At 63.0% G+C, this 18630-nt stretch carries 15 protein-coding genes; 7 read left to right on the plus strand and 8 right to left on the minus strand.

Annotation, left to right across the window (positions count from 1 at the left end):
- Positions 1-827 precede the first annotated feature (827 nt).
- Together CGZ88_RS02930 and CGZ88_RS02935 are read left to right on the plus strand one after the other, a co-directional pair.
- Positions 828-2567 carry an ABC transporter permease gene (locus CGZ88_RS02930; protein WP_101671029.1) on the plus strand — a complete coding sequence of 580 codons (1740 nt, stop codon included), beginning with the start codon at positions 828-830 and terminating at the stop codon, positions 2565-2567.
- A gap of 231 nt (positions 2568-2798) precedes the next feature.
- Complete coding sequence (locus CGZ88_RS02935) at positions 2799-3548, plus strand: ABC transporter ATP-binding protein (protein ID WP_051198397.1); 750 nt, start codon at positions 2799-2801, stop codon at positions 3546-3548.
- A gap of 285 nt (positions 3549-3833) precedes the next feature.
- On the opposite strand, the gene CGZ88_RS09080 is transcribed toward CGZ88_RS02935, so the two are convergent.
- Entirely contained in the window at positions 3834-6710 is a 2877-nt protein-coding gene (locus CGZ88_RS09080; protein ID WP_243390053.1) for an ATP-binding cassette domain-containing protein, read from the minus strand.
- 825 nt (positions 6711-7535) lie between these two features.
- Positions 7536-8171 (minus strand): ECF transporter S component, encoded by a 636-nt coding sequence (locus CGZ88_RS02950; protein ID WP_026644383.1) that lies wholly within the window; start codon positions 8169-8171, stop codon positions 7536-7538.
- Between the two features lie 493 nt (positions 8172-8664).
- Here CGZ88_RS02950 and CGZ88_RS02955 point away from each other — a divergent pair, with 493 nt between their 5' ends.
- The gene (locus CGZ88_RS02955) at positions 8665-9309 is read left to right on the plus strand and encodes a LuxR C-terminal-related transcriptional regulator (protein WP_026644384.1); all 645 of its coding nucleotides are present in this window, start codon (positions 8665-8667) and stop codon (positions 9307-9309) included.
- A gap of 376 nt (positions 9310-9685) precedes the next feature.
- On the opposite strand, the gene CGZ88_RS02960 is transcribed toward CGZ88_RS02955, so the two are convergent.
- The 3 genes from CGZ88_RS02960 to CGZ88_RS02975 are packed head-to-tail and all read right to left on the minus strand — an operon-like array spanning position 9686 to position 12491.
- On the minus strand, positions 9686-10774 hold the full coding sequence (locus CGZ88_RS02960; protein ID WP_026644385.1) for a hypothetical protein: 1089 nt from the start codon (positions 10772-10774) through the stop codon (positions 9686-9688).
- Positions 10771-11403, minus strand: a complete 633-nt coding sequence (locus tag CGZ88_RS02965; RefSeq protein WP_034523286.1) for an ATP-binding cassette domain-containing protein — start codon at positions 11401-11403, stop codon at positions 10771-10773. Before CGZ88_RS02965 ends, CGZ88_RS02960 begins: the two co-directional genes overlap by 4 nt.
- Positions 11404-11405: 2 nt before the next feature.
- Complete coding sequence (locus tag CGZ88_RS02975) at positions 11406-12491, minus strand: hypothetical protein (protein WP_243390039.1); 1086 nt, start codon at positions 12489-12491, stop codon at positions 11406-11408.
- Between the two features lie 209 nt (positions 12492-12700).
- Between CGZ88_RS02975 and CGZ88_RS08825 the strand changes: the two genes are divergently transcribed.
- From CGZ88_RS08825 to CGZ88_RS02995, 4 genes are all read left to right on the plus strand, one after another.
- Positions 12701-12883, plus strand: a complete 183-nt coding sequence (locus CGZ88_RS08825; protein ID WP_133120879.1) for a hypothetical protein — start codon at positions 12701-12703, stop codon at positions 12881-12883.
- Positions 12884-13194: 311 nt separating this feature from the next.
- Positions 13195-13986: a hypothetical protein gene (locus CGZ88_RS02985; RefSeq protein WP_101671031.1), complete on the plus strand. Its 792-nt coding sequence runs from the start codon at positions 13195-13197 to the stop codon at positions 13984-13986.
- Between the two features lie 89 nt (positions 13987-14075).
- A complete protein-coding gene (locus CGZ88_RS02990; RefSeq protein WP_133120880.1) occupies positions 14076-14861 on the plus strand; it encodes a ribonuclease H family protein in 786 nt (261 codons plus the stop codon).
- A gap of 174 nt (positions 14862-15035) precedes the next feature.
- Positions 15036-15668 (plus strand): response regulator, encoded by a 633-nt coding sequence (locus CGZ88_RS02995; protein ID WP_165778694.1) that lies wholly within the window; start codon positions 15036-15038, stop codon positions 15666-15668.
- Here CGZ88_RS02995 and CGZ88_RS03000 read toward each other — a convergent pair.
- The 3 genes from CGZ88_RS03000 to CGZ88_RS03005 are packed head-to-tail and all read right to left on the minus strand — an operon-like array spanning position 15643 to position 18443.
- Entirely contained in the window at positions 15643-16842 is a 1200-nt protein-coding gene (locus tag CGZ88_RS03000; RefSeq protein ID WP_101671032.1) for a sensor histidine kinase, read from the minus strand. The two genes, CGZ88_RS02995 and CGZ88_RS03000, sit on opposite strands and share 26 nt — an antisense overlap.
- A 17-nt stretch (positions 16843-16859) precedes the next feature.
- Complete coding sequence (locus CGZ88_RS08935; RefSeq protein WP_155802698.1) at positions 16860-17024, minus strand: hypothetical protein; 165 nt, start codon at positions 17022-17024, stop codon at positions 16860-16862.
- A 51-nt stretch (positions 17025-17075) separates the two neighbouring features.
- Complete coding sequence (locus CGZ88_RS03005) at positions 17076-18443, minus strand: dipeptidase (RefSeq protein ID WP_026644391.1); 1368 nt, start codon at positions 18441-18443, stop codon at positions 17076-17078.
- Positions 18444-18630 lie beyond the last annotated feature (187 nt).

Consider the following 18630-nt stretch of genomic DNA (forward strand, 5'->3'; position numbering starts at 1 on the left):
GTCTCTATTTACGCGCGGCATCAGCACTTGCGCAATCTTACGGGAAGCATCAGCGTTCCTTACGGGCAGCACGTCCCTCTTATCGCACTATCGGCCGTCCTCTTCCTTGATGGGCTGTGTTTTACAGGTAGCTGTCATCTCTCTTTCTCGTGGAGAGCCGCGATCACGATAATGCGTCTGCGCATACGAACGAATGTCCCTCTCCCTCTTGCGAGCATGTTCGGAGATCGTTCTTCAGGAGATTGTTCTTCAAGGGTGTGTCACCGCCGATATCCAGGAAGTCGCCGAATCGTCGACGTCTTTGCGCTGCTTCCCGTAGCTTTCCATACCGTTCCCCGAGGATGCGCGACTGCTACCGGTAAGGCATCCGCAGCCATCCCGCGAGAGCCACCCGTAACGAATGAGTACCTCACGCACGATTGCCGCCGGTAACGCACGAGCGTCACCGGCAATGTGCGACACCACCCGTAGCGCGCGATGCCACCCGTAACGTAACGACGTGACGGTAAGACGCCTCTCGATAACCGAGACGCCACCGCTAACGCACGACACCACCCATAGCGCGAGACACCCCGATAACCGAAACACCACCGGTAACGCGACGGCAGCGCACATCCGCCGACCATCCGCGAATCGGCGATCTCCGCGTCGGCGACGTTATCAGTTGAGTCACAGTCGGCTTTCAGGAAACCGTCGGCGATGATTCGGCGTCGTTCCAGCGATTCCCACGACCGGCCCCAACTTCGGACTTTACGCTGGCGGCGTACGGCAACCGTCGGCACCACCAATACCAACCATACAGACCAATGAATCTTCGAAGGACGACCATGTTCATCATCACCAACGCGCTGAGGAACATCACCCGCAACAAAGGGCGCAGCGCGCTCATGATCATCATCGTCGCGATCGTCACCGCGGCGGCCACCATCGGACTCGCCATCGTACAGGCGGCACAGCGGGCGCGCACGGATGCGCTCGCGAACACGACGCTCTGTGCGCAGATCACGCTCGACCGCGGCTCGTTGATGGACAAGTCGCGCTCAAACGGCGCCGGCGACGGCAAGCCGGACATGGACGCGATGCGCGAGGCCGTCGCCGGCAAGACGCTGACGCTCGCCGACTACGAGCAATACGCCAAGACGTCGTACGGCGTCGCGTCGTCGTATTACATCGAGACGGCGTCCGTCGCCTCTGCAAACGATGGCATCGAAGCGGTCGACACGAACGGCGGCACCATCAAGGAGAACGCGGACACGAAACAGTCGACGCAGTCAGACGAGACGAACAACAACGCGCAATCGAACAAAGCAAACGACGGCGCGCAGTCGAATCCGCCGCAGATGCCCGATGCGGGCACCCCTCCGGAAGGCAGCGGCGCGCAGATGACGGTCGGCGACTTCTCACTCGTCGGATTCTCCAGCGACGAGGCCATCGCGAACGCTCCGAACGGCTCCTTCACGATGGACAGCGGCCAGGTCTTCGGCTATGACACCGATGACGATAACGATGTCATCATCTCCGACACGCTCGCCGCTGCGAACGACGTCGAGGTCGGCGACTCGATCGTCGTCGCGAACGTCGCCAACGAGGACACGACGTACACGTTCAAAGTCGTGGGCATCTACAGCAACACGAACGATTCGTCGGCGCCGATGGGCGGCCCGATGTCGTCGAACGCGAGCGACCCGGCGAACGCGATCTACACGTCCGCGTCCACGCTCGACAAGCTCGGGCTTACCGCCGATAAGACGATCAACGTGACTGACGCGCACGGCGACACGCGCGCGATGCAGGCGGCGACGCTCAGCTATACCTATGTGTTCGACGGCAAATCCAAATACGATGAATTCGTCCGCAGCGTAAAGGCTGCGGGTCTCGGCGACGAATACACGGTCACTTCGCAGGACGTGCAGCAATATGAAGCGAGTCTGCTGCCGATAGAGAACCTCGCGAAGTTCGCGAGGACGCTGCTCATCGTGGTGCTGGCGGTGGGCGCCGTGATACTCGTCGTGATGACGATATTCAACATCCGCGAACGCAAGTACGAGATCGGCGTGCTCACGGCGATCGGCGTGCGCAAAGCCAAGGTCGCGGCGCAATACGCGGTGGAGCTGCTCGTCGTGACGCTCATCGGCCTCGCCGTGGGCGTGGGCGTCGGCGCGGGCGCATCGGTGCCGGTGTCGAACGCGCTGCTTTCATCCCAGATCGAGGCGCAGCACACGCAGCTCGCCCAGCAGCGCGAACAGTTCGGCCGCGACATGCAGCCCGGCGGAGGTCCACGTCCGGACGCCGACGCTACGGGCAGCAGCGGCACCGACGCTACGGGTGGTAACTCTACGGGTGGCACCGACGACGTCCCGAGCAACGGGCAGCAGCTTGGCAACGACGTGCGTGACGGCTTCGGCAGGACGTCGCAGGCGATCGCGAAACTCAACGCGACCGTCAATTGGGCCACGCTCGGATGGATGCTGCTCGTCGGACTCGGTCTGACGTTACTGGCGGCATTCGTCGCCGCGGTGTTCGTCATGCGATACGAGCCGCTGCAGATCCTGGCCGATCGTTCATGACACGCCGTGCCGCCATCGTCGTTGCGATCGCCTATGCCCTCGCCGCTCAGCGCGTGACCGCCGTACGATCGGCGGCGCGCGCCCGACCGACGACTTCGCGCACATCGTTACGGGAGGCACGAGCCATCACCCGTCGTCATCGACGACACGCCGCACACAGACACCACAAATAATCATCAAATAATCAGGCATCTATCGATTTCAAAGGAGCACATCATGACGAAGACACCCATGCCGCAGACAGATACAGTGCACGACGAGGACGTCGCCCGTAAGTCGGTGCTTGTTCTGGACGACGTGAGCTACGCCTATGCGAAAAACGGACGGAACGTCATCAGCCACGTCAGCACATCGTTCCGCAGCGGCGAAGTGACGGCAATCGTCGGTCCGTCGGGCGCCGGAAAGACGACGCTGCTGTCGCTGATCAGCGGCCTGACCACACCGACCGCGGGCGCCGTGCTCTTCGACGACCGCGATCTGGCGACGATGGACCGCTACCGGTACCGCAGTCGCGACATCGGCGTCATCTTCCAGAGTTTCAACCTGCTGCCGCAGCTCACCGTCCTGGAGAATATCATGTTGACGATGGATGCTTCCGGTAAGCGTTTCGACCGCCCGAAAAAGGACATCGCGCTCGATCTGCTCAAGCAGGTGCATCTGCCCGAACGATACGCAAACGAACGCATCCTGCATCTGTCCGGCGGCGAACAGCAGCGCGTGGCGATCGCCCGCGCGCTGAGCGACGACCCGCGCGTCATCATTGCCGACGAGCCCACCGGCAACCTTGACGGCGCGACGCAGGCGGACATCATGCGAATCTTCACCGATCTGGCACACAAGGACGGCCGCTGCGTCATCATCGTCACGCACAGTCCGCAGATCGCCGAGCAATCGGACACGGTGTTCAGGCTGAATCCGCGCCCGCTACCGGCGACGTGTGCTACCGGTAGTGGGCGCCGTTCGCCGCATCGCAGTCGATAACCATTACGGGCGGCAATCACTACGGGCAGTAATCACTACCGGTAGTAGTCACTACGGGCAGTAGTCACTACGGGCAGCGCATCCGTTATCGGCGCCACACGTGCTACCGATAACGGCGTACGCACTACCGGTAGCAACAACTACCGGTAGCACTGCACGCGCTACCGATAACGACAACCACCGATAACGACGCGCGGTGTCGACGCGGCTTGCCGCCGTATCGACACCGCGCGTCCTCTCCATTCGCCCACGCCGCACACTGCACACGACGCATGCGGCGAGCTCTCAGTTGCCCATGAACGAGAACGTCCCGACGAACGCGGCGCTCACCAATGCGATCGTCGGCAGCGCGGCGCAACCGATAAGGAACCACCAATCGCGCGCATGCACTTCGCTCACACGCGCGTGGCTGCGCGGGGCGACGCCGCCGAAACCACGCGCCTGCATCGCCGTCGCCAGCGTCGTCGATCTGCGGATGGACAGCACAAGCAACGCGAACGCCTGAGGGAAGAACGCAGCGACCTTGTTGTCGTCGCCGAGTCCGCGCGAGCGCCGCGACGCCGTGAGCGCCGTCCAATCATCCTGAAGCACCGAGAACAGCCGCATTCCCGCCAATCCGCCGTAGACGAAACGATCGGGCAGATGGAGCAGCTCGCTGAATCCGTCGGCCAGGTCGGTCGCGTCGATGCCGAGCACGGCGATGATCGCCGGAATGCCGATTGCGAGGATGCGCAGCGCCGTAGCGAGCGCCAGCTGCGCGGAACGGTCGGTGACGGCGATCCACCCCCACTGCCACCAGACGTCGCCGCCCTGCTTGCCGTACAGCAGCACCGCGAGCGCCGATCCCGGCGCACCAATGAAGATCGGCCATGTCGATTTGATCACCCGCCACGGCGTGAAACCGATGATCATCAGCACGAGGAATTCCGCCGCAAGCGCAACGGTGGCGGAGACCCAATCGAGGCTGAGCAGAAGCGGCAGCGACGCCAGGAACGCGCCGCCGAGCCGGAACACCGGGTTGAGCGACGCCAGATACGGCGAACGACTCGCCGGCTTGATGCGATCGTGCCGTTCGTTGACGGCGCTCACCTGCACGATCTGCTCGCCGTGCATCGCCGCATCCGTCGTCTTCGAGGTCGATGACGCCGCCGACGCCGCCACGACGTCGACATTTTCATCATCATCGTCGACACGCCCACGCTTACGGGTGGCACGTTCATCATCGTCGACACATCCACGCTTACGGGTGGCACTCCCTATGCCGTCCGTAGCAGCATCGGCATCGTCGATGCCGACGACGGCGCGCTTCGGCGCGACACGACTACCCGTAACCGCGTCGACGTTATCAGCAGCACCGCTGGCAGCGCCACCCCTAACACCGCTACCCGTAACGACACAACTACCCGTAACGACACAACTACCCGTAACGACACGGTCGTCCGAATCATCGTCATCCGCAGCATCGTTGTCGCTACCGGCAGCGCCGCCACCCGTAACATCGCTACCGGCAGCACTACCCATAACATCGCTACCGGCAGCACTGCGCGCACCGCCCGTAACGCGACAGCCGCCCGCTTCGGCGGCGACGAGTTCGACGACCCTCGCGCCGAGCGCGGTCACCAGCTCGCGGTCGTGCGTCACGACGATGATGCTCACGCCGTCGCCGCGCAGACTCAGGATGAGCCGCACGATCTGCATCCAGGTGCGCCGGTCCTGCCCGAAGGTCGGCTCGTCGAGGATGAGCACCTTCGGCGCGGCGGCGAGCGCGGCGGCCACGGTGAGCCGTCGTTTCTCGCCACCCGAAAGCGTGTACGGGTTCACATCCGCGTACTGCGCGAGATGGAAACGCGCGAGCAGCTCCTGCGCGCGCGCACGCGCCGTCTCCTCGTCGATGCCGGTGCGTCGCGGCCCGAGCATGACCTCATCGAGGACGCTCGAGCACGCGAACTGATGCTCCGGATTCTGGAACACGTACGAGATGCGCGACGCGAGCTCCGTCGAACTCCAGTCGATCGGCCATGCGCCGTGCGTCCCTTCGGCGAGCGATGCTCCGGCCACGACACGCCCGACGACCGGCTCGAGCAGTCCCGCGAGCGTGAGCGACAACGTCGATTTGCCGGCGCCGTTCGCGCCCACGAGCGCCGTGATCTGCCCGGGGCGGAACGACACGCCGATGTGTTTGGCGATGGCGTCGCCGTTCCTGCCGATGCCGAGGTCGTCGGTGCTCAGCACGATGTCGCCGCGGCCGCGCGCGGGGTCGCAGTCGGGCTCGCCGTCGACGTGCATCCGCGTGATCTCGTCGCCCTGCCGCCGGTAGCGTTGGGGCACCCAGATGCCGAGTTCGGCGAAGTCGATCGTCTCGTCGCCGAAGACCTCGTCCGGCGTGCCGTCCGCGATGACGACGGTGTTGCGAAAGCCGTCGCGCGCGATCTCGTCGTCGTATCCCTGCTGGCTGACGGCGCGTTCGTCGTCGTTTTTTTCGAGGCCGAGCACGACGACGCGGTCGATGAGGTCGATCCAGCGGTCGGCGCGGTGTTCGACGAGCACCATCGTGCATCCCGTACGTTCGAGCACGTCGCGTACGGCGCCGACGATCTGCACGACGCCGTCGGGATCGAGGTTCGCCGTCGGCTCGTCGAGCAGCAGCACCTTCGGTTCCATCGCAAGCGCGCCGGCGAGCGCGAGACGCTGCATCTGTCCCCCCGACAGATGCATGACGGAGCGGTCGAGCTGCAGTCCTCCGAGTCCGACTGCGTTCAGCGACGCGTCGACGCGCTCCCATATCTCTTTGCGTGGCACGTCGAGGTTCTCCGGACCGAACGCCACGTTGTCGCCGATGCGCTGGAAGATCGCCTGCGCGTCCGGATCCTGGAGCACGAGTCCGACGGCGCCGCGCGCGCGGTGCACTTCGACGCCATCGATGTCGATGACGCCTTCGGTGACGCCGCCGTCCGCGTCCATGACGGGCTCGTCGCCGTCGTGTTCGGCGAGCGTGGCTGCGTCCTCGTCGCCGAGCAGTCCCGCAGCTCCTTCGAGGATCGTCGATTTGCCGATTCCCGACGCCCCGAGCAGCAGCACATGCTCGCCCGCATCGATCGTCAGGTCGAGGCCGCGCACGGCAAATCGTTCGCGTGACGCGTGGCGGTATCCCCATTTGCGCATGCGCAGCGTACCGCCACGGCGCACTTCGTGTTCCTCTCCGTTCGCGCGATCGGCCACACGCGTCGCCGACGTGGTCGTGTGTTCGTTTGTCTGAGGCACTCGAATCGTTTCCTTTGCTTGAACTCGTTGCGCATTCGCCGCCGACCTGCGCCGGCAGGTGCCGCCCCTAACGTTACCGGTGGCACCCGTCGGCGAACCGCCCGTCACTTTCACCGCTACCGGTAGCGTTCCGTTACAGGTAGCACCACTGTTACGAGCAGTCCTATCGTTATGGGCAGTACCTCCGTTATGGGCAGCGCTTCCGCTATGGGTAGCGTTCCGTTACGGGCAGCACCACTGCTACGGGCAGCATCCCGCCGACGCGTCGTCCACCATCCGTTACGGGCGCCACCCTGCGATGTGCCACCCGTAGGATCTGCGGAAAGGCGACGTGCACCTTCCGCATCGCACCGCCACATCCGCATCGCGTCATGCATCGTTCGCTTCCGTGGTCTTACGGGCGACATCCCCCGATGCACTGCCCGTAAGCGTCGACCACAGTCGAAAACGACGTGTCCCATGGCGCTACCCGTACGCGTCGGCGGTACCCTCCGATGTACCACCCGTAGCGACGGATGCAGATGACGGCTGCGACTCGCGGCCCTGTACGGCGAATCCGACAGCGGCGACGATCGTCGAACACTGCCACCCGTAGCGATGAATTCGCCGATGCCGACGATTGCCCGTAGCACGACAGCTGCCAGTAACGGCGAAGATCGCTACCCGTTTCTCCTGAGTACACTGACCTCCGCCACCGCGACCGTCGTCCCGCGACGCCCACGTCCGCTACCTGCCGAGCGCCGTCTTCTTCGCTCGACGGATCCGGCGTCCCGATTCGAAATCGTCGAGGGCACCCGTCTTCGCGATCGCGATGTAGAGGTACCACATCGCGACGCCGGCAATCAGCGCACCGGAGGCGACGGTCGCCAGCAGATAGACGACGCCGTACGTCTTTCCAACATCGATCGCCTGCAGGTTCGTGAAGAATGAGTACGCCCAGCAGCCGACGCCGCTCAACGCGCCCGAAAGCACCGTCGTGCCGAGGTTCCATTTGCGGTACAGGAACACCGCGAAGCCGATTTCGGCGCCCAGACCCTGGGCGAAGGCGATGAGGAAGGTGCTCACGCCGCCCCACATGTTGCCCATGAGCGCCTCAAGCACGCCGGCGACGAGCTCCGCGTAGAGCGCCGCACCCGGCTTGCGCACGATGATCGCCGCCAAAGGGCCGGCGAACAGCCACAATCCGTTGATGATGCCGGCGAGCCCCGGTACGACGGCCTCGAGAAACCCCCACGGGGCCGCGGAGAAGAAGGCGACCAGCCAGTAGATCAGCGCGGACGCGACGCCCACGACGGAAGCCACGGCAATGTCGACGACACGCCATTTCATATTCGGTTTCGCTTCGATGATGGAAGCAGACATAACTTGTGCCTTTCTTGTCTCGCCATGGCGACGAATCGCCATGGATGTTCAGGCACGGGAAATCTACGACGTCCGTGCGCCGGCATTGTCCGGATTCACGTTCAATCGGTCGAGGTACGCCCTCTCTCAGCCGGCGTCCGCACGATGCGTCATCGTGCGGACGTCAGCCCCCGTGTCGCCCAAAAGTCTATGACGACCCGCCGACCGTGGACGACGTCGCCGCCGCGCCGAGCGACACCGTCCGCGCAACGTCCGCGCAACGTCACTCGACGTCCCTGTTCGGGATCTGTTCGACATTCGTGCAACGCCCGCGCAACGTCCCCGCATCGCCCACGCATCGCCCACGCATCGTCCACGCATCGTCCACGTGATGTTCACGTGATGTTCACGCGACGCCGACAATCGCCACGGCGACTATAGTCATGCTCAGTATCGTATGATCTTATGGGCGGCAGGACGTGCAGCCGCATGCCGCACCTAACGGAAGGCCGATATGCAGTTCATCATCGTGGACAACGACCCGCGCGCCGCGGACAGCGTCGCAGGATTCATCAGATCCGCCTATCCCCAGGCGATCATCCATCAGCTGCGCGGCACCGAGCAGAACATCATCGAGGAATGCGACGTCGCCGACCTCGTTGTGATGGACATGCAGCTGTTGAACGAATCAGGCCCCGAGCTGTGCGCGAGGCTGCGCAGAACCAATGGACGCACGCCCGTGCTCGGCATGACCTGCTTCCCGAAGGCCTACTATGACAAGCAGTTCCGCGCTGCGGGCGGTCAGGGGCTCGCGCACAAGGAGGAGCTCAGCAAGTTGCTGACGATGGTCAAACTCTTGCTGCGCGGCGGCGCCGAGCCGGGATATCTGCCCCCGGAAGCCGCGCAGCGTGCCGTGCTTGAGCGCGACGCCCGCGCGGAGGCGACGGGCGACGAGGATCGGCTCAACACGCTGACGCCGACCGAACGCACCGTGTACCGTCTCATGAGCGAATACGGCAACGATCCGTCGCGGATCGCCGAGCAGCTCGGCGTCAAACCTTCGACGGTGCGCACCCACATCCGTGCGATCCGCTGCAAACTCAATCTGCCGACGACGAAGGACCTCATGCGTCTGCTGCTGCGACGTCGCAAGCGGTAGCGTCCGCGCATCACCGTCCGCCGCTGTCGATGTCGACGAATCGACTGATGGAAACGTGCCGATATTCGCGACAACGACTGCCGCTTATACGCGACCTCGTATGCGCGCATGCATTGCTCGCGTACGTCATCCGCGCATTGTCCCTGTCATCTGATAGGCGATGCGACGCTTCCGCGCCGCCGCCCGTGGTATCGTCGACGCCGCATGCACCGACCCCTCCGACCCGTGCCACCCGTAGGATTTCACGACAGCCGCCCGTAACGATGCGCTTGTGCTACCCGTAAGATTCCGCGACTGCTACCCGTAAGACTAGGGCGGCGCACGCGCTGCCCATAAGAGCAACGCACGCGCCGCCCATAGCGATGCTTTTGGGGGGTCAACGATGCTTGAACAGTTTGAAGAGCTGCGACTGGCGCACCGTGAGACCGGTGACCACGGCCGCGATGATCACCGCGGCGGCCGTCGCCAACGGCGCCCTGCATGCGGTCTGGATGACCGTCTGCGCATCGGACGGCGCCATCCGCACGCAGTAGGCGCATATCAGCGCGCAGGCGCTCACGGCACCCAGCGCCGACCAGACGAACGCCTCCACCCCTATGCCCAACAGCTGCGCGCCTTTGGACTGGCCTGAATGCAGCGCGCCGGCATATTCCAGACGTCTGCGTTGCACGGCATAGACGCCGATCGCCACGCCGCACAACGCGGCGAGCACCGGCACCCATCGGGTGGCGCGCGCGACATACGTCCTGTACGGGTCGTATTGCGCGTCGAATCCCTTGTTCACGCCGATGACTGCCGCCTGCATGCTGCGGCCGTCGGCGATCAGCGTGGAGTACATCAGGTCACTCGCCTCCTGCGAATGCGGCCATTGCCTCACCCAGCATTCGTTGAACCGCTCCCCCGAAGCCTGCCGCGGAATCAGGAACGTGTATGAGAACCGGGTGTCGCGTCCGTCATTGGGCCACGCATACACCTGTGCGACTTCCATGACGCCCTGACTGGTCTGTACACGGCTTCCTTCACTCAGGCCGAAGTCACGTGCCACGTCTTCGGGAATCCACACGCCGGAGGTATCCACCTTCGTGATGTGCGCATCATTGGATGCGATGAGCTCGAGCATGCCCGGACTGACTTCGAACGACTGCAGCGCCTTGCCCGGCGTGGACAGCAACGCAATCTCCGCGCCGGCATCCACGGCGCCCGCATGCATGCCAGCGCTTGCGGTACCCTCCGGCAGCCCATCGCATGCCACGCCGTCCACACCGCCGTCCGTGGCGATCATGTCGGCGTCGGCCAGCGCATTCACGCGCGTCTGCACCTCCTGCTGCATCGTGATGATGTCGTATGCCTCATAGCCGCCGAACAATACGCCGCACAGCAGCACGGCGAGGCACAGGACGACGGCGTGCGCCGTACCGGAGTCGATGTTGCGCATGGCTTCGGAGAACACCGAACGGATCTTCATGGCTGCTGCACCTCCTCGTCTTCCCGTGGCGCATAGTGCGCCAGATCGATGATGCGCCCGCAGGCGTCCCGCGTATCGGGGTCATGTGTGGCCACGAGCACGATCATGCCCTGTCCGGCCAGATTGCCGAGCACATGACTCACCGAGTGCGCGGTGCGCGTGTCCAATTGGGCGGTGGGCTCGTCCACAAGCAGCATGTCCGGATGCGAGCACACGGCCCGTGCGAGCATGAGCCGCTGCGCCTCGCCGCCGGACAGGTCACTGAACCGCCTGTCGGCGGCGTATTCAAGATCGAACATCCCCATGGCTTCCAACGCCTGCGGTTCGGCCTGTCGGCGGGTCATCCCCTTGGCGAGCAACGGGAACACCGCATGGTCCAGCGCGCTGCGGTTGGCCACGCCATACGGGTTCTGGAACACCCAACCGGTGCGCGTGATTTCCTCACGTCTGACCGAGCCGGCGTACGGCTTCTCCCACCCGGCCAGAATGGACAGCAACGTGGACTTGCCGCAGCCGGACGGCCCGCATATGGCCACGGTACTGCCAGGTTGCACAGTGAAGCTCAGATGTTCGAACAACAGATCGGTGCCGGCGAAACGATGCGCCAAATCCTCCACAACCAACTGCATGATCACTCGCAATGCAACGTGTTGAGCTGCGGCCCGATCACTACGGTCTTGATCTGGCCGACGTTCCCGTTGACCGGTTGCACGAGGCTCGCGCCGAGCTCGCTGCTGATGATCTGCACAGGCATCGCGGAGACGTCATCGGAGTTGCGCACGGCGATGCACGCGGCCGTGCCATCGACGTCGAACACCGCGGCCGCCGGCACACGTAATACCTGGATGGTGTTGGCGAACGTCACCTGGGCGTCTATGCTCGCCGCACGTTCCTCCGGCGTCTTGCTGGCGTAGGCTTCCGTCTGCGCGATCTGCCGCAGTGTCTCGGCGTCAGTGATCTCCACGCTGCCTGCCGGCAACGCCGAGGTCACGCCGCACACGGTGATGCTGCGTTCCTGATCCGACGGCCGGCCGCCACGGATCGTGAGCTTCGTCAACGTGCCGGGAACCGTGCCGATCGCGGTCGCCGCGCTGACCGTGGCGCCCTGCTGTGCGCTCCAGTTGCGCACATTGACCACGTCTGCGGGAATCCACATCGTATCGGCGAGGCTCAGCTCCTCGGTGCCGGCGTTGCCCGAGTCGATCATCAGCTGTCTCCAACCGTTGCCGGTATTCCAATTGAACACATCCGAACCGGGCACCGAATCGTATCCCAACCTGCTCAGTTCGTCATTGAGCGAGCGCACGTCCTCGCCCTTGTCGCCGGTCTTGAGATCCCGGAACAGCGGCGTGTCCGTATGCAGCGCCACGACCACTCTGTCGTTGACCTGGTAGACGCGCGTGCCCGAGCGAATCTCATCATCCGTCCAGTTTTCCGTCACGATGCCGGACGCATTGCCGAGCAGTTCCTTGTCCGCGGAGATGGTGGGCACCACGTTGACCTGTTGCGCGCCGGAGTAGTCCTGTACGCTGGCACCCGCCGACGTCAGCGTCCTCGCGGCGCCCAATGTGACCGGAGCCCTGTCCGGCAGCCATAACGCGCATGCGCATACGGTCAGTGCGGCCACGGTGGCCGCCGTGAGCAGCACCCACGTCCATGCCGCGACGCCATGTCTCATGTTACGCCGCTTGCGCTGCTTCGTTCCCTGATGAACCATAGGTCTTCCCCCTCCGACCGGCTTCCCTGCCGTTACGTTCCGTGTATTTATCGTTCAGTGATACAGGCGATAAACGCGCAATGCAACCAATCTACGCATTTTGCGCATATGGGTCCCCCGGCGTGTCGCATATACGCAAAACGCGCAAGTCGGTTGACGCCATCCGATATGCAATGCCATGCTGTACTCGACATCGATGCAGGGAATCGATGTACAACAATTGGACGAAGAAGTCCTACGAAGAAAGAAAGAAAGGAGAAGGAGTCATGAAAGTGAAATCCTTCGTCAAAGGTACGGTGTCCGCACTGCTGGCCGCCGGCGTCGCCCTCAGCTGCGCATCCGTGGCCAACGCGGCAAGTGCTACCTACTACCCGAGATCAGCAGTGGTGTGATCGAGAACGGTTACTACCGCGGCAGCTATACGGCCGCCGCCAAACGCTCGTACATTACGCTGAGTTCCATGTCACATACCACGAAATGCTACGCAAAGCAGGACGGGCATTCCACGGAGGCGTCCAGCGTCGGCAACCCCGGCATGGGGTGCAGCGCCGTCCAGACCGGCACCGATCTCACCGTCGGAGACTACGTCAGGTATGTAGTGTCCTGATTTGAATACCATCAATATTTCCGTCAGGTTGAATCAGAACATCAATCGATTCAACCTGACGGAATTCCAATTATTTATAGTAATGGATACCAGACGATGAATACCAAACGACTATATTGCGCGGTCCTGGCAGCAGGGCTCCTTATCCTCACCGGCTGCGGCACCGTCAACGCATCACCCCAACACGCACCCACTGGCTCATCCACTGAGGTGGCCTCCGCAAAAATCGCGTCATCGCTTTCCGAGCGCATTCAGAATCTTCTTGCGATGAATGATACGATGGCACAGCCGATGTCCGAGAAGCAAATAGCGATTCTCAAAAGAGCCCTTGACCATGACGGCAAAGTGTCCAGAACTGATTACGATCAAGCATGGAGCAACTACCAACAGTGCGTCATCGATAAAGGTTATGCGGCCCCTACCAGCACCATATATTCCGACGGGATCCGCGGCAGCACAACAGTGACCGACGCCGACGACCGAGGAGAAGACGCCCTGCATAAGGCCCAAGATGATTCAGATGCCTGCAGATTGAGCGAGTATCAGTCGGTGGATGAGATGTACCGATTGTCCTTAGGCAATCCACAGCTGTACGCCGACCGTGATGAAGGCTTCGTGGACTGCCTCAAACGCAAAGAACTGGTGGATCCCTCCTACACCGCACAACAGTTCAAGAAGGAATTCGAGCAAAGCGGTGAGGAGTACTCGGCAAACCCGGAACAGTATCCCCCCAAAGAAGCTTGGCAAAAGTCACAGGAGGTCTATTCCTTTGACTTTTACGACAGTCAGGTGCAATACTGCTTCGCCACCAATGGGCATGACGTGAAGACATGGGCGCCCGAATCGGATGAGGGTGTGTGGCATCCATTCCGCAACAACAACCAATAACGTCCACGCCATGATGAGGGAATCATGAAGGCATAACGGACGACACCCACACACTCCATCGGACGTCAACGCATGAAGAAGGTGAGATGATGAGGAACTCACATGGATGGAAGCTCGCGGTGCTCGCCATCGCGGTATTGGTCACGACGGCTTCATGCACGAACGGCCACAACCAGACCGACGTGGACGGCGCGACGACCGCACCACAATCCGACGTATCCGATGCAGGCGCCAACGCGAAGCTGGCCTCATCCTTCACGGAACGCATCAACACGTTGCTTGAGCTCGACGACCAAAGCGACGAGGCGGACCGCATGAGCCAGCAGCAGCGGGACATGCTGCAGCGGGCGCTCGCGCATGACGGCATCGTCAGCAAAGCGGATTACGAGCAGGCGTGGGAGAACTACAAACAGTGCCTCGTCGACAAGGGATACACCAAGCCCGATCTGCCTCGGTACGCCAACGGATTGTACAGTCCGATCAAATCCACCGACAGCTCGACGCTGACCGAGGAGGAACGCGACAAGCTGATGGCGGATATGCACGCATGCTCGAACCATTATGTCGCAGTGGACGAGATGTACCGCTACAGCATAGCCAATCCGGATATGCTCTCCAACAACGAGGAGGCGGCCGTCGACTGCCTGCACCGTAAACACGCCGCCGAATCCTCGTACACGGCTGCCGAATACCGCCGGGACAACGCCTCCTACGAAACATATCTATCGCAGCATTCCGAAGACCCCGACCGTTACGAGCAGGCGCGCAGACAGTACAGGCTGGATCTCGGCAACGGTGACGTCGTCACCTGTCTGGTCGCGAACGCCAATCAGATGTACACCGACGACACCAACCCATGGAAGCCGTTCGGCTGATGAATATCGGCTAATGAATATCAATAGATAGTAGAAATAGATAATAGATAGTGGAATCATCAAAAGCCATGGCGCAGACGGATCCGCCCGTCTGCGCCATGGCTGGCATGAGCACGCCGAAATCGGGATGGCATGAACATGCTTCATAGGAGGGAGGAAGACATGCATCTGATGATGGTGGAGAACGATCCGCGCGCCGCGGAGAACATCGCCAGCTATCTGAGGTTGCAATGTCCGAACATCAGCATCCACACCTTGCGCGGCAATGAACATGATGTGGTGACGCAGTGCGACGGATCGGATATCGTGCTCCTCGACATGCACCTCATTCCCCAGTCGGGTCCGGCAATTTGCAGACAGCTTCGCACCATCAACGACCACACCCCCGTGCTCGGCATGACATGCATCGCGATGGAGCATTATCTCGACGAGATCACGGCGGCGGGCGCGCAGGGACTGATGCAGAAGGAACAGCTGGCATACCTGCCCAAGCTCATCGAACTGCTTATTCAGGACGGTACGACGAGGGGATTCCGAACCGCCCGCGACGCGCATGCCGCAATCATGGAGGCGACCCGATCCGGCGAGGCCGACCACGGTACACTCCCCGCGCCGCGCAATCCACTCACGCCTCAGGAACAGGAGACCTTCGCGTTGATGCGGCAGTATGGCGCGGACAGTGCGACCATCGCCGCGCACATGGGGCTGAGCGCCTCCACCGTACGCGGCTATATGCGCAACATCGCCGCCAAATACGGCGTAGGCTCACCCAAGAACGTCGTCAGGCTGCTGCTGAACGGACGTTGACGACGGCATCCAGGTGTGGCACGCGGTCATCTCCGCTGATCGGCAGTTCGACGTAGCCTTTCCAAACGCCGTCCACCCGTTCATGGCTGAATGTACCACCCATCGACGTGATGAGCGAGCGCAGGACGCGGATGCCGTTGCCTCCCTGTATCTTCGCTTCGCTCGATTCGGCGATGTCGTTCTCGTAGACGATGCGTACATGGGCGGCGGTCTCCTCCATGCGCACCTGATATCGCCCCGCGGCGTCGCCGTGTTTGAGGATGTTGGCGTAGATCTCGTGGCAGATCAGCATGACCAGTCCGTCGATCTCCCGATCATGGACGTTCGCGTCGCGCATGACATCCACCTCGGTGTCGCCGGCGAATCCATGCCGATGCAGCAGTTCGTCGCCCGCTTTCCCCTGATTTTTCAGTACCGTGGCGATGTCCTCGTCCCGACTGTCGGACAACCGCAGCGACATCGAATCATCACGCAGCTGCATGATGATCCCACGCAGGTCGCCTAAGGCGTTGCTGGCGTATTCCCCGACGCGTTCCCACCGCTCGTCGTCCGATTTGCCCGGATCGGCGTTCCTCAGCTGTACCTCCATCGAGATGAGGGCGAGCTCCTGGGACAGGGCGTCATGCAGGTATGCGGCCAGATACTGGTTCGATTCCAGCTGCCTGACCTTGACTTCGAGCTCCACGGCTTTGCGCAGCTGTTCGTTGCGCCGGTCGTTCCAAGCCAGGAACCGGCCGACGACGACCATGGCGAGATACACCATGCAGAACGCCGTGCAGCCGTAGGGGGAGAAGGAGCCCAGCTTGACGTTCGTCTCTATGCATGTATATGCGGCCATGACGAACCACAGGGCCGCGGCGATCCTGGTCGATGTCTTATAACTGATCAGCACCACGGCGAGGAACAGGAAGTAGGCCGTGAACTGCCCGTAGCCGGGGATGGCGTATTCGCCGACGCCGTTGAGCAGCAGCACCGCGACGGACGCCCACACCGGGAACCAGTAGCAGCATACGACGATGGCCTGGGCCACCATCAGCCACACCATGGTGCCGGCGGAGGGCTTGGGCATCGCGTACACCCATACGTTCAGCTCATACAGCACCGAGAACACGATGATGAAGAAAGCGATGTATGGGTGCCGGATGCGCCTGATCCCGCGTCCTTTCGACGTCATTGCGCGTGCGCCCTGCCTCAGATCAGGCACAGGCCGAGCCAATGCAGGAACGCATTGCAGCCCCTGCCCGATTCGGCCGTGGTCGGCGCGGCGTCCATCGTGTCGACCTGCATGGAGGCGGCCGGCGCGGCCTGCATGGAGCATACCAGACCGATGGAGGCGATGATGGAGGCAATGGACATGATGATCTTCTCCTTTATTCGTGATGATCCCATTCGGGATCATCCGTGGTTTCAGTTCCTGCCAAGCTTATCAAGCAGCAGCGCCTCGGCGATGACGTCCTTCTCGAGTCCGGAGACGCTCACCGATTCGTTCGGACTGTGCGCGTTCGAGATCGGGTCCTCGGGGCCGGTGACGAGCACCTGCGCGTCGGGGAAGATCTTCTGCAATTCCGGGATGAACGGGATCGAACCGCCCTCACCCTTGTTCACCGGGGCGACGCCGAAGGCCTCCTCGAGCGCGGCGGCCGCGTCGGCGCTCGCCTCGCAGTCGGGATCCATCGCCCAGCCCATGCCGGCGTCGAGCGGCGTGACGTGCACGTCGGCGCCGAAGGGCGCGTTGCCTTCGAAGAACTCGACCATCGCGTTCATCGCGGCGTGCGGGTCCTGCAGCGGCGAGACGCGCAGACTCACACGGAACGTCGTCTCCGGGCTGATCACGTTGAACGAACCGTCGACCGGATGAGCGTCGAAGCCGATGACGGTCGCGCTCGGCTTCGTCCACAGCCGCGAGGCGAGCGAGCCGTCGCCGGCGAGCCGGTAGGAGTCGACGACGCCCGCCGCCGCGCGCATGTCCGTCTCCTCGACGTCGCGCTGCAGGCCGCCGATCGGGTCGCCGCCCTCGACGCCCGGGATTGCGAGCGCGCCGTCCTCGTCGTACATCTTCGCGATGAGCATCGCCGCGAGCGTGTTCGCGTCCAGGATCGGGCCGCCGTACTGGCCGGAGTGCACCGGATGCTCGAGCACCTTGACATGCACGTCGCAGGTCGCGTTGCCGCGCAGCGACGTCGTCAGCGACGGCACATCGGGCGCCCAGTTGCCCGAGTCGGCGACGATGATCACGTCGGAGTCGAATTCGTCGTGGTGTTCCTCGATGAAGGGGATGAAGCTCGCCGAGCCCATCTCCTCCTCGCCCTCGAAGAAGATCTTGATGTTGACGCCGAGGTCGTCGCCGAGCGCCTTGAGCGCGCCATAGTGGATCGCGATGCCGCCGGTGTCGTCGCAGGTGCCGCGTCCGTACAGGCGGTCGCCCACCTGCGTGACCTCGAAGGGGTCGGTGTCCCATTCGTCCGGGTCGGGTACGGGCTGCACATCGTGGTGTGCGTACAGCAGCACCGTCGGCGCGTCCGGATTCGTCTCGAGCGAGCCGATGACTTCCCATGCACCCGCGGATCCGTCGGGGTTGTGCGACTGCACGACGCGCGCGTCGACGCCGACCTCGCGCATGATCCGCGCGACGTACTGCGCGGACTCCTTCATATGATCGCCGGTGATGCCCTGTGCGGACACCGACCTGAGCGCCACCTTCTGCCGTACGACGTCCATGATGCCCTGCCAGTCCGCCGCCACGCGCGCGCGGATCTCCTGTGCCGATATCTCCATGTCGTTCCTTTCGTCATTGCCGCCCGTGCCGCGGCGCGGCCATCCGACCGTCGACCCGTCTGCGTCGTCTGCGCCGTGCGCATCCCGTACGTTGCGCGCATTGCGCATGTGCACGTCGTTCGTCGTGTGGATCGCACGGCGAACGACGAAGCGTCGCATGTGCCGCCCGTAACGTCGAAGCCGATCG

It is taken from the genome of Bifidobacterium anseris, from assembly GCF_002860345.1.
GTDB classification, from domain to species: Bacteria; Actinomycetota; Actinomycetes; order Actinomycetales; family Bifidobacteriaceae; genus Bifidobacterium; species Bifidobacterium anseris.